Source organism: Ruegeria sp. AP7, from assembly GCF_056539905.1.
This window is the reverse complement of sequence record NZ_JBQFVT010000018.1, coordinates 1-12,822: the sequence shown is the minus strand read 5'-3', so window position 1 is coordinate 12,822 and position 12,822 is coordinate 1. Positions and strand designations below refer to the sequence as shown.

Below are 12,822 nucleotides of genomic sequence, written 5' to 3'. Positions count from 1 at the left end.
GCAGATGCAATCACGGTCAGTGTGCTCGCAACCGCAGTTCGGAGGCGTTATGCGTTATATACTGGCACTTGTCCTTATCGGTCTTGCCTATCTCGTGTTCTGGCCGGTCCCGGTTGACCCAGTGGCCTACGAGCCACCCGAACCGCCCGGATTCACGGGCGATTTTGCCGAAAACAACTATCTTGACACAGCGCAGTTGATCTCGCTACCGGCGGGGGAGATTGGCCCAGAAGACATCGCAGTGATGCCAGACGGCGCGGTTTATACCACCGGCCAATCCGGCACCCTCTATCGCATCGACGGTGACCAGCCGGCCGAGGTCGATCAACTTGGCGGCCGCCCCCTGGGTCTGCGGGCGGGACCAGATGGCGCGCTTTATATCGCCGACAGCTTTCGAGGGCTGATGCGCTGGGCCGGGCCCGGAACGCTGGAAACACTGGTCTCCGAGATCGATGGCGCGCCTATCATCTATGCCAACAACCTCGACGTGGCACAGGACGGCACGGTCTATTTCTCGAACTCCTCAAACCGGTTCGATCCTGAAACCATGGGCGGCACCAAACCCACCTCGGTCATGACGATCTGGGAGCAATCGCCAACCGGCTATGCGGCACGTTATTCGCCTGACGGCACTGCCGAAAAAATCGCCGAAGGGTTCGTCTACGCCAACGGCATTGCCCTTTCACCGGATGAAGATTTCCTGCTGATTGCCGAGACGGGTCGGGCAAGGGTGCACAAGCTGTGGCTGGTCGGCCCCAAAGCCGGAGCACAAGAGGTTCTTTTGGATAACCTGCCGGGTTATCCGGACAACATCAAAGCGCAAGGTGACGGCACCTATTGGATGGCATTCGCCAGCCCGCGCGTGCCCGCGGAAAAGCTGATGCCCTATCCCTTCCTACGCAAGGTGATCTGGCGGTTGGGACCCAAGGTGCGCCCCGCGCCGATCCACCGCGGTATGCTGGTGCAGTTTGATGGTGACGGAATCATCCTGCGTACGCTGCAAGACCCCCAAGGGCGGCTGGGCATCACCACTGCGGGCCAGGCGGCTGGCGACCAGTTCTATGTAATGACACTGGACTCTCCTTGGTTTGGTCGGATGCCGATCGCCGATTTGCCCTGACGTCGTTGTAGCGCTGCTTGCCTCTTACTGGCATGCTTGACGCAACAAAGAACGCACCGGAGGTCCCATGTCCCGCGTATCCGTCGAATACAAAGATCACATCGCCCATGTCACGCTGACTCGCGGCGACAAGATGAACGCTTTGGACGATGCGATGATCAAGGCGATCCTCTCGGCGGGGCAAGAGGTCGCCGCCGCCGATATCCGGGCGGTGGTGCTGTCGGGAGAGGGCAAAAGCTTCTGCGCCGGGCTCGATATGGCCAGCTTTGCCAGCATGGCCCAAACAGACCCGACCAAATGGCTGATGACCCGCAGCCACGAAGATGCCAATGAGCTCCAGGAGATTGCCCTGATCTGGCGGCGTGTCCCGGTCCCGGTAATCTGCGCCATTCAGGGCGTTGCCTATGGTGGTGGCCTGCAGATCGCGCTGGGTGCGGATATCCGCATCGCGCACCCCGAGGCCAAGCTGTCGGTGATGGAGATGAAATGGGGCCTCATTCCCGACATGGGCGGGATGGTGCTGCTGCCTGAGCTTGTTCGCTCGGACGTTCTGCGCCTTCTGACCTATACCGCCCGTCCGATCGGTGCGCCGCAGGCCGCAGACTGGGGGCTGGTGACGAAACTCTCGGATGATCCGCTGACCGAGGCACTTGCGCTGGCCGAGGATATCACGGGCAAAAGCCCCTCGGCCATCCGTGCCGCCAAGCGTCTGATCGATGTGGCCGAAACCCGAGACCGCGCACATGTGTTGATGGCCGAATCCTCAGAGCAGGTCGACCTGATTGGAAAGCCAGATCAGATGGAGGTTGTCATGGCGCAGATGCAGGGCCGCAAGCCCGAGTTCAAGTAGTCACCGCATAAAACTGCGTCGCGCATCGCGGGCCATATTGTATCTCATCTCCAGATCGGCGATGCGGGACATCGCCGACTTGCGCTCTTCGGGATCCGTCAGAACAGCGTAATCCTTGCGTGCCGCGTCGAGCTGTTTCTTGATGTTGAACTCTTCCGGCAGAACCCCGGCCTGCGCCATGATCCGGTGACCAGCGGCAATGGCAGGATCACCTTGCGCCTCACTTGAACGGTCAGGAAGCGGCGCACCTTCGCCTTCAAGCCCCTGTAACTGGCCCTCGGCCTGTGCCTTCTTAATCTGGCGTTCCACCAGTTTTCCAAGCGATCCGAACATGTTTGTATTCTACTGCCTGTGACAGTCGGGCGAAAGGGATTACCGCACTCTGTTTGTCACGAAATACGCTATTCCGCCGGCCAAAAGCCCCCAGACCGCCGCACCCAATCCAAAGACCGTGATACCAGAGGCGGTGATGACCAAGGTCAGAATGGCCGCCTCGCGCTCGGCAGGGATATCCAACGCGGCATGCATGGCGTTGGCCATGACCCCGATCAGAGCAACCCCTGCCAGAGCACCCATCAGCAATGGGTTGGCATGGGCAGCAAAGCTTGTGATTGCCACCGCAAAGACGCCGAACAGGCAGTAAAACACACCCCCCATTACGGCGGACCAATAGCGCTGCGCCGGGTCAGGATGGCTGTCCTGATTGGAACACATCGCCGCGGTGATCGCAGCCAGACAGGTTGCGGGCGCTCCAAAGGGGGCCGAGAGCATGCTTGCGCCACCGACGGATGAAAACAACCGGCCGGGAACTGGATCGAAGCCAAAGCTGCGCATCACAGCGACGCCGGGAATGTTCTGTGTCGCCATCGTGACGATAAACAGCGGTACGCCGATTCCGATGGCAGACGCGACCGAGAACGTGGGCATGGTCCAGACCGGAGCAGCGATCAGTCGGTCCGGCATTAATTGTGCATCTCCGGCGTTCAGCGACACAATGATAGCCGCCGCGACCACAGCTGCCGGAACCGCGATCAACCGATTGAAACGGCCCGCAACAAACCATGTTAGGATCACCGGCAACGCCTGCCATGGGATCTCGACCGCCGCTTTGAATGGTACAAGACAAAGCGGCAAGAGCACGCCTGCCAGCATCGCTTGCGCCAGAGTGATTGGGATTGCTGCAGCCAACCGACCAAGCGGTTTCCACAGCCCTGCCAGAACGGTCAGGGCTCCGGCGCAAAGGAATGCGCCGATTGCGCCTGAAAACCCTTCGGTCGGTGTAGCAGACACAGCCAGCAGCGCGACACCTGGCGTGGACCAGGCAACGCTGATAGGTAGCTTGTGAAACAGGCTCAACACAATGGCGGCTAGCCCCATAGCGATGGCTGCACTCATCAGGCCCGAGGCGGCTTCCTGCGATGAGGCTCCCATCGCGTTCAGCCCCTGCAACACAATTGGGAATGAGCTGAAGAACCCGACGATGGCCACGACCAGCCCGGTCGAAACGGTCTGCATGGGGGGAAATGCGCGTGTCATCCTGTCCTCGGCTATAACCACCCGCACTTGCTAACAATCACAAGCTGCTGCGAACAAGGTGAAATACGTCATTGCACAGTAAAAACCCGCCGGGAGAACGGCGGGCTTTTGAACTTTGAGTGCTTATGAAAAGTAGAGGATCAGGCGATCTCGGCCAGACGTGCAAGCGCCTCGTTCAGCTTGGCTTCTTCTTCCTCACGGGCTGCAAGATTCGCTTTGGCTTCAGCAACAACCTCTTCCGGGGCCGAAGCCACGAATTTGGGGTTGTTCAGTCGCCCGCGCAGACCACCAAGCTCTTTTGCGAGCTTGCCCATGGCTTTCTCCAGCCGTTCCTTTTCCGCGCCGATATCGATGATGTCCGCCAGCGGCAGGCCAAAGCTCGCACCCGGGGCGGCGATCGAGATGGTCCCCTTGGGCAATTCATCGGCCTTGGTCAGGCTGTCGATCCGCGCAAGACGCTTGATCAGCGCTTCATTGCGGTCCCATGCAGCCTGCCCGTGGGCGTCGATCTCGGTCACCAGCATAGGGACATAAAGGCCGGCAGGAACACGCATCTGCGCGCGGGCTGAGCGGGTGTTTTCGATCACCGAGATCACCCAGTTCATCTCACGATCCGCTTCCGCGTCGACCAGTTCGGTGCCGTAAGTTGGCCAGTCGGCGTGGACGACCATCTTGGCGCGGCTGCCGGTCAGCCCCCAGAGCTCTTCGGTGATGAAGGGCATGATCGGGTGCAGCAGGATCATGCACTGATCCAGAACCCAGCGCATGGTGGCGCGGGTCTCGGCCTGTGCTTCGGCGTCGTCGCCTTGCAGCAGAGGTTTCGACAGTTCCACATACCAGTCGCAGACCTTGCCCCAGACAAAGGCATAAAGCCCGTTGGCCGCGTCGTTGAAGCGATAGCTTTCCAGCGCTGCATCGACTTCTTCCCGCACGCGGGCGGTTTCGCCAATGATCCAGCGGTTTACGGCGGCTTTGGGTTTCAGATCAGCCACATCCAGTTGCGGGACGCTGTCGGTGAAGACCTCGTTCATCTCGGCAAAGCGGACGGCATTCCAAAGCTTGGTGCCGAAGTTGCGATAGCCGGTGATGCGCTCTTTGGAGAGTTTCAGCACTCCGCCGATGGCCGCCATCGAGGCATTGGTAAAGCGCAGCGCGTCGGCGCCAAATTCGTCCACGATCTCCAGCGGGTCGATGACGTTGCCGGTGGTCTTGGACATCTTCTTGCCCTTCTCGTCGCGGACGAGCTGGTGCAGGTAAACGGTGTGGAACGGAATCTGATCGACCACGGCCAGTTGCATCATCATCATCCGGGCGACCCAGAAGAACAGGATGTCGAACCCGGTGATCAGAACGTCTGTGGGGAAGTAGCGTTCCAGTTCCTCGGTCTGCTCGGGCCAGCCCAGCGTGCCGATGGGCCAGAGGCCGGACGAGAACCAGGTGTCGAGGACGTCGGGGTCGCGCCAGACGGGATAAACCAGCTTGGTCGGGTCCTGATCGACTGCGTACTGAGCAAGGCTCTCAGCGAATTGATGGATGGCCTCATGCTTGTCGGCGACCTCAATAACGGTCGCATGGCTCAGCGGGCTGGGGATATTGGCATTGTCGTCCAGGAATTTATCGACAACAGCATCAAAGTTGGGCGCACATTCCATGACGTTGCCACGATGGAGCATACCGCCTTCGTTCAGCAGGCGGCCGAGTTCGACCAGGTCAAGATCGCCATCGTTCTCGTCATCCCTGAAACCTTCTGCGGACAGATCGAGGCCATACCAAACCGGGATCTGATGTCCCCACCACAACTGGCGAGAGATGCACCAAGGTTCGATGTTTTCCAACCAATGGTAATACGTCTTTTCACCGGACTCGGGGATGATCTTGACGGTGCCGTTCTTGACCGCATCCAGTGCAGGGCCGACGACCTTTTCTGCATCGACGAACCACTGATCGGTCAGCATCGGTTCAATCACAACTTTCGAACGGTCGCCGAACGGCTGCATGATCGGTTTGGATTCGACCAGCGGAACAGTTTTGTCCGCGCCTTCGTGGTCCGGCTTCAGCGCGGTCGACCCCAGACGCGGGTCATCGGCGCGAGTCATGACGGCCAGACCATCGCTGGTGATCTCGTCGATCACTTTGGCGCGCGCCTCGAACCGGTCTAGTCCGCGCAGGTGATCTGGCACCAGGTTGATTGCGTCAATTTCGCCTTCGGTAAAAGACTGACCGCGTGCGTATTGACCGGCTTTGTACGCCTCGTTCGCGTAAGGGGCGCCATCGGCCCGCATGTGGCCGCGTGTATCCATCAGTCGATACAGCGGAATGCCGCCACGTTTGGCGACCTGATAGTCGTTGAAATCATGCGCCCCGGTGATCTTAACCGCGCCCGAGCCGAAATCGGGATCGGGGTATTCATCGGTGATGATCGGGATCTGACGGCGATGCTCTTTCGGACCAACGGGGATTTCACAAAGCTTGCCGACGATGGGGGCGTACCGTTCGTCCGAGGGATGAACCGCAACCGCGCCATCACCCAGCATGGTTTCGGGGCGCGTTGTGGCGATCGAGATGTAATCGCGCTCTTCCTCAAGCACTACGTTCCCGTCCTCGTCCTTCTCGACGTAAGTGTATGTCTCGCCCCCGGCCAGCGGGTATTTGAAGTGCCACATGTGGCCGGCGACTTCGATATTCTCGACTTCCAAGTCCGAAATGGCAGTTTCGAAATGCGGATCCCAGTTGACCAGCCGCTTACCGCGATAGATCAGGCCTTTTTCGTACATCTCGACGAAGACCTTGATGACCGCGTCGTGAAAATTCGCAGAATTTTCGTGTCCGGTACGCGGATCGCGCGGCGCGCCAGCCATGGTGAAAGCATTGCGCGACCAATCACAGGACGACCCCAGTCGTTTCAACTGTTCGATGATCGTGCCGCCGTATTCGCCTTTCCATTCCCAGACCTTGTCCAGAAATGCCTCACGCCCTAGTTCGCGCCGACCAGGTTGCTGAGTGGCCGCCAGCATCTTTTCGACCTGCATCTGCGTGGCGATACCAGCGTGGTCCTGACCGGGCTGCCACAGAGTGTCGAAGCCGCGCATCCGGTGCCAACGGGTCAGAATATCCTGCAACGTGTTGTTGAACGCATGGCCCACATGCAAGGCCCCCGTCACGTTGGGCGGCGGGATCATGATGGTAAAGCTCTCGTCGCGCGATTTGTTCGCGCCTGCCTTGAAGGCTCCGGCCTGTTCCCAGGCCTGATAGATGCGGGCCTCGGCCTCGGCCGCGTTGAATGTCTTTTCCATCGCCATGGGATGCGTCCTGCGTCAACAAATTCGGGTCAGCGCCTGCAATAGCGAATGGACGCGGGAAGGGGAAGGCCCTGTGCGGCAGTCGGGCCCGTCTCAGCCCGGATTCGATTGGGCCTGATCGTAAAGCTGCAGTTTCTCGCTGGCCCCCTGGGCCATCGCTTTGGCCTGATCGGCGCGAATGCGCGCGTGAAGGTCCAGAGCGTCTTGTGCAAACAATTCCTTCGGCGCCGGGATGTGAATGAAATTCCCCACCCGGTCTTCGCCGCGCGCCAGAATGGCGTAGTCACGGTCGGCGACCTTTTGCTGCGCGTTGGGGTTGAGATAGCGGATGGCCAGACCGATCCGACGATCATCCGACGCGTTTGGACCTGATCCGTGGATCGTCAGCCCGTGATGCAGTGACATCTGACCGGGCTGTAGCTCGATATGCGTCTTGTCCTCATCTGCAACGTCCACTGCAACTTCCTGCCCACGCGACAGCAGGTTGTTGTCGGAAAACGTATCATTATGCGGCAGGATCGGATTCTTGTGGCTGGCTTTAACAAAATCCATGCAACCGCTTTCGACTGTTGCGGGGGACAGGGCGATCCATGCGGTCAACTGGTCCGAGGTTTCACCCATCCCCCAATAGGTCAGGTCCTGATGCATGCCCACCACCTGCGTTGTACGTGGTTCCTTGATGAACAGTTCAGCCGACCACAGCAGCAGATCGGGACCCAGCACGCCTTCGACCACGTCCAGAACGCGCGGGTCCAGAGAAATGCGCGTGGCCAGAGGCATCACCACATGCGCGTTGATGCGTTTGTACATGTTCAATGGCAGTGGCAGGTCCGCCTCGCGCCAATTGGCTTCGACATCTTCCAACTCGGCACGGAACCCAGCGGCTTCTGCGGCAGAGAACACGGGGATCGGAAAGATAAACCCCTCATCCCAATAGGCCTCGACAGCTTGGCTCTTCAATCGGCCATTCGTCAGCTTGATTTCTGTGGTCACGGGAACCTCCGCAAGACTGAATATGGGTTCAGCCTAGGCGTGCCCAAGTTGGGCGCGCAACGCGGTTTCCAGACATGAATGTCGCTTTCAGACCGCGCGCAGGGAAATTTTCAGCCTCTGGACAAGGAGCAGCTTCACGCTAGGGTCGCGCATTCAGGCAGCCAAAGGATCATCCCATGGAAAAATTCGGCAAAAGCCAGCCCGTCAAACGAACCGAAGATCAGCGGTTTCTGACCGGGCAGGGGCGGTACATGGATGATGCGGTGCCCGAGAATGCCCTGTTTGCTGCTTTCTTTCGAAGCTCTGTGGCGCATGCCACGATAACTGCGCTGGACCTTGAAGAGGCGCGTGCGGCTGATGGGGTGCGTCTGGTCATGGCACTCGAGGATCTGACCGATGCCGGGATCGATACAGTGATGAATGCCACCACGGTTGCCAACCGCGACGGCAGCCAAGGCGCAGCGTCCGAACGGAACATGTTGGCCAAGGATCGCGTGCGTTTCGTCGGGGAACCCGTTGCGGTCGTCATTGCCGACTCATTGTTGCAGGCGCGCGATGCAGTCGAATTGATCTGGATGGAAACCGAAGACCTGCCGGTCAAGACGGATGTCGCTGCGGGTGGGGAACCTTTGCATCCACAAGCCCCCGACAACCGCGGCTTTGACTGGGGCTTGGGTGATGAGAAGGCGACCAATGCGGCCTTTCAGTCTGCGGCGCGCACCGTCGCGCTGAACGTGCATGACAACCGGGTCATCGTGAGCTCGATCGAACCGCGTGGCTGTCAGGCCGATTGGTCGGGTAGCCGTTTGCATTTCTCCTATGGCGGGCAGGGCGTCTGGGGGATGAAAGCGCAACTGGCACATAAGCTGAAACTGGATCCCGAGGCGATCCGCGTTACTACGCCCGATGTCGGCGGCGGATTCGGTATGAAGGCGATGCCCTATCCCGAATACTTCACCGTTGCTGTTGCTGCTATGAAATTGGGCCAGCCCGTGCACTGGATGTCGGACCGGTCCGAAGCGATGCTGTCCGATCACCACGGCCGTGACCTGACCTCGCTGGCGGAACTCGCATTTGATGCGGATCACAAGATCACCGCTTACCGGGTCCACAGCAAGATCAACCTTGGTGCCTATAACAGCCACTTCGCGCAGGCCATCCAAACCCAATTGTTCAGCCGCGTTCTGATGGGCGTCTACGATGTGCAAACCACCTATTTGCGGGTCGAGGGCTTCTACACCAATACCACTCAGGTTGATGCCTACCGCGGCGCAGGTCGACCCGAGGCGATCTATGTGCTGGAACGCGCCATGGACCGTGCTGCGCGTGAGTTGGGCGTCGACCCGTGGGAACTGCGGCGCAAGAATTTCATCCGACCCGAAGCTTTCCCCTACAAGACCGCAACCGGTGAAACCTATGATGTGGGTGAGTTCGACATGGTCCTCAGCCGCGCCGCCGAGCAGACCACCGGCTTTGAGGCCCGCAAGGCGGCGGATGCCAAAAACGGCCTGATCCGGGGGCAGGGGCTTTGTTACTATATCGAAAGTATTTTGGGGGATCCTTCCGAGGGGGCAAAGGTCGAGTTTTGCGAGGATGGAACGGTGAACCTCTATGTCGGCACGCAGTCCAACGGGCAGGGGCATGAAACAGTCTATGCCCAGTTCCTGTCAGATCAGACGGGCATTCCGGCGCACCTGATCAATGTTGTGCAAGGCGACACGGACAGGCTGGCGCAAGGTGGCGGGACTGGAGGGTCACGCTCGGTCACGACCCAAAGCAACGCGACACTGGTGACGGTTGATACGATGATTGCCGCATTCACGCCCTATCTTGCGGATAAGATGGGGGTCGAGGAAAGCGATGTGACCTTCGACCATGAAACCTTCCGCGCGCCGGGGTCCAACCTGACCCCCACGCTGACCGAGGCGGTTGAGATGGCGCGCGCAGACGGGCGCACCGATCTGTTGCAACACGAGGCGCGCGCCAAGTTAGAGGCGCGCAGCTATCCCAACGGCGCACATGTTGCTGAAGTTGTTATTGATTCTTTCACTGGTGAAACATGGGTCGATCGCTACACGGTCGTGGATGATTTCGGTAACCTTATCAATCCGATGCTCGCCGAAGGGCAAGTGCATGGAGGAGTGGTGCAGGGCATCGGTCAGGCGCTGAATGAACATGTTGTGCATGATGCCGAGGGGCAACTGCTCACGGCATCGTTCATGGACTACGCCTTGCCCCGTGCGGCGGGGATACCCATGATAGAGTTTACCTCGGTGCCAATTCCATCAACCGCCAACCCGATGGGGATGAAAGGCTGTGGCGAGGCCGGCACCGTGGGCGCATTGGCCGCTGTGGCAAACGCGGTTCAGGATGCGCTCTGGGATCACGGGGTGCGGCAGGCGGATATGCCTTTCACACCTCATAGAGTTTGGGAATTGTTGACGCATGGTTCTGTCGCGGCTGAGTAGAAAGGTACTGGGATGGCTCGGGCGGCCTCTGCGGTCCGAGCACTCGGCCGAAACACGCCATCGCGAACCGATCAGCCATGTCATCATCCTTGATGGCACCATGTCGACACTTGTACCGGGTTATGAAACTCACGCCGGCCAGACTCTGCGTCTGTGCTGCGAGATGGGCAGTAAGGTTTCGGTCTTCTACGAATCAGGTGTGCAGTGGGAAAGCTGGAAGTCCACTATGGATGTGATGATGGGCCGGGGCATCAATCGCCAGATCCGCCGCGCCTACGGCTACCTCGCATCTCGCTATAAGCCCGGCGACAAGATCTTTTTCATCGGCTATTCACGCGGCGCTTACGGGGTGCGCAGCCTTGCGGGCGTGATTGACGCGATCGGGCTGCTCAAGGCCGAACACGCCACGGTTCGCAATATCAAGCAGGCCTACCGACATTACGAATGCACCGCCAACGGCAAGGCGGCGGCTGAATTCCGGCAAGCCTTCTGTCACGAGGATGTCGCCATCGAGATGGTTGGTGTCTGGGATACGGTCAAAGCGCTGGGCCTGCGCCTGCCGCTGCTCTGGCGCTGGGCCGAGGAACGCCACGCCTTCCACAACCACCAGCTTGGCCCCGCCACCCGCCACGGTTATCACGCCATGGGTCTGGACGAGACCCGCGAGGTGTTCGAGCCGGTGTTGTGGAAATGTACCCCCGATTTTAAGGGCCATATCGAGCAGGTCTGGTTCCGCGGCACCCACGGCGATGTCGGCGGCCAACTGAACGGGTTCGAAGAGGCCCGCCCCCTCAGCAACATTTCCCTGATCTGGATGCTGGACAAGGCCGAGCTACACGGACTGCCCTTGCCCGAAGGCTGGCGCGACCGTTTCCCCACCGACCCCCACGCCCGTTCGGTCGGTACATGGCGCGGCTGGGGCAAGATTTTCCTGCTGCGTAAGCATCGGAAGGTCGGGAAGGACCGGTCCGAGCGGCTGCATGTCTCGGTCTCACCAGACGAGTTGCCCGGCTGGGTGCCGATGCCGGACTTACCGTCGCATCCGGCTCAATGAAGAGCTGATCATGTGCCAGCGGCTCCAAGATCACCGGCACTTCAATGTCAAGTTCGAGCCCAAAGCAGACGTCCGACTTTGGACTGAAGTGATTTAGTTGTACCATAGATTGCGTCAGAAAGTCGGAGGAAGCTGTGCGTCTAAGATTATTACCGGCATTGGGTTTTGTATTTGCATGGATTTGCTGCGGCGCAGCTTCAGCTGGTTCATCCGGAGAGAGAAAGTTCTATTATCCAAACACAGAGCCGCTCGGTGAAGCGGAGATGCGAGTTATCTCGCTGGGAACTGGAACACCTAATTTTCGACATTCCCAAGCGTCAGCGTCGTGGTTGGTTGAACTTGGCAATGGCGACAAGTTCCTATTCGATGTCGGAACCGGTTCGTTAGCAAATTTGGCTGCTTTGGAGATTCCATACACCTATCTCGACAAAGTTTTCATTAGCCACTTGCACGTAGATCATATTGGAGATCTCGACGCACTGTTTGTGGGCGGCTGGGTGTCAAACCGAACGGTTCCACTAAGGGTTTGGGGGCCAAGCGGCTTAGAGCCAGAATACGGGACCGCAGCAGCCATGGAAGGCCTCCAGAAAATGCTGGCTTGGGACGTGGCAGGACGGCGCGGGAATATGCCCTCGGCAGGTGGACACCTTTCGGTGACTGAGTTCGACTATTCTCAGACACAAGTAGTTTATGAAAGCGATGGTGTTGTTATTCGATCTTGGCCCGCGATCCACGGCATAGACGGTTCAGTTTCCTACAGCTTGGAGTGGAAAGGACTTAAATTCGTCTACTCAGGAGACACCAACCCGAACAAGTGGTTCGTGGAGAACGCTAAAGAAGCTGATCTTGTCATTCATGAATGTTACTTAACGATCCAACAATTCATCGATATCAAAAACTACGACCCTGAACGCGCCAGACTAGTGGCAACGGTGGTTCACACGCCACCAGACGCGTGCGGAAAACTATTCTCGATGATCGAGCCGCGCCACGCGATTGCATACCATACATTTGCCGATTTCGATATTGCTCCCGACACAATTGCAGCAATCCGAAAGACCTACGACGGCCCGCTCACTTTGGCTCAGGACATGCTTGTTTGGAATGTTTCGGAAGATGCCGTAGGTGTTCGAGAGATCATTGGATCAGACAATCCATTGCCTGTTGACCCTCCAACTCCTGCGGGCCCACCTGACCCTAACGAAAGAACAGAGTTGTCAGATTGGCTTAATGCAGGTCGCCTAAATCTTAGCGGAGACTAGCCTGCAATGTGCTATGCGAATCTATCGGCTGCTTTGACTGCAAAGTAGACTTTGAGCAGAATTCACTGACTGACCGGTATAAGCCCAATCTGTCTTATGCTACGGAACAGCCGAATGTGCGCTTTTCTCCCAGGCGGCCATCACGGCACGCGCCATCGCAATGACCTTAAGCCAACGTGGAATAAACCTCGGAAACCCGCTGAAAGGTCCAATAGCAGGCGATAGCCGCACATCCACCGG

Annotated in this window: 9 protein-coding genes; 5 read left to right on the top strand and 4 right to left on the bottom strand. The window is 58.7% G+C overall.

Features of this window, described 5'->3' with window-relative positions; all coding sequences use genetic code 11:
- Positions 1-49 precede the first annotated feature (49 nt).
- Together ACR0KN_RS20760 and ACR0KN_RS20755 are read left to right on the top strand one after the other, a co-directional pair.
- A complete protein-coding gene (locus ACR0KN_RS20760; RefSeq protein WP_480656244.1) occupies positions 50-1,120 on the top strand; it encodes an SMP-30/gluconolactonase/LRE family protein in 1,071 nt (356 codons plus the stop codon).
- A 67-nt stretch (positions 1,121-1,187) separates the two neighbouring features.
- On the top strand, positions 1,188-1,970 hold the full coding sequence (locus ACR0KN_RS20755; RefSeq protein ID WP_480656242.1) for a crotonase/enoyl-CoA hydratase family protein: 783 nt from the start codon (positions 1,188-1,190) through the stop codon (positions 1,968-1,970).
- On the opposite strand, the gene ACR0KN_RS20750 is transcribed toward ACR0KN_RS20755, so the two are convergent.
- The 4 genes from ACR0KN_RS20750 to ACR0KN_RS20735 all read right to left on the bottom strand — a co-directional run bounded on the left by ACR0KN_RS20750 (position 1,971) and on the right by ACR0KN_RS20735 (position 7,798).
- Positions 1,971-2,303, bottom strand: coding sequence for a DnaJ family domain-containing protein (locus tag ACR0KN_RS20750; RefSeq protein WP_170772719.1), 333 nt, complete (start codon positions 2,301-2,303; stop codon positions 1,971-1,973).
- 39 nt (positions 2,304-2,342) lie between these two features.
- The gene (locus ACR0KN_RS20745) at positions 2,343-3,506 is read right to left on the bottom strand and encodes a benzoate/H(+) symporter BenE family transporter (protein ID WP_480656240.1); all 1,164 of its coding nucleotides are present in this window, start codon (positions 3,504-3,506) and stop codon (positions 2,343-2,345) included.
- A gap of 140 nt (positions 3,507-3,646) precedes the next feature.
- The gene (locus tag ACR0KN_RS20740; RefSeq protein ID WP_480656238.1) at positions 3,647-6,805 is read right to left on the bottom strand and encodes a valine--tRNA ligase; all 3,159 of its coding nucleotides are present in this window, start codon (positions 6,803-6,805) and stop codon (positions 3,647-3,649) included.
- A gap of 93 nt (positions 6,806-6,898) precedes the next feature.
- The gene (locus ACR0KN_RS20735; protein WP_480656236.1) at positions 6,899-7,798 is read right to left on the bottom strand and encodes a phytanoyl-CoA dioxygenase family protein; all 900 of its coding nucleotides are present in this window, start codon (positions 7,796-7,798) and stop codon (positions 6,899-6,901) included.
- A 176-nt stretch (positions 7,799-7,974) separates the two neighbouring features.
- Here ACR0KN_RS20735 and ACR0KN_RS20730 point away from each other — a divergent pair, with 176 nt between their 5' ends.
- The 3 genes from ACR0KN_RS20730 (at position 7,975) to gntH (ending at position 12,582) form a co-directional block, all read left to right on the top strand.
- The gene (locus tag ACR0KN_RS20730; RefSeq protein ID WP_480656234.1) at positions 7,975-10,266 is read left to right on the top strand and encodes a xanthine dehydrogenase family protein molybdopterin-binding subunit; all 2,292 of its coding nucleotides are present in this window, start codon (positions 7,975-7,977) and stop codon (positions 10,264-10,266) included.
- Positions 10,244-11,320 carry a DUF2235 domain-containing protein gene (locus ACR0KN_RS20725; RefSeq protein WP_480656232.1) on the top strand — a complete coding sequence of 359 codons (1,077 nt, stop codon included), beginning with the start codon at positions 10,244-10,246 and terminating at the stop codon, positions 11,318-11,320. Before ACR0KN_RS20730 ends, ACR0KN_RS20725 begins: the two co-directional genes overlap by 23 nt.
- 134 nt (positions 11,321-11,454) lie before the next feature.
- Positions 11,455-12,582, top strand: a complete 1,128-nt coding sequence (gene gntH, locus ACR0KN_RS20720; protein ID WP_480656230.1) for a guanitoxin biosynthesis MBL fold metallo-hydrolase GntH — start codon at positions 11,455-11,457, stop codon at positions 12,580-12,582.
- Positions 12,583-12,822: the final 240 nt, after the last annotated feature.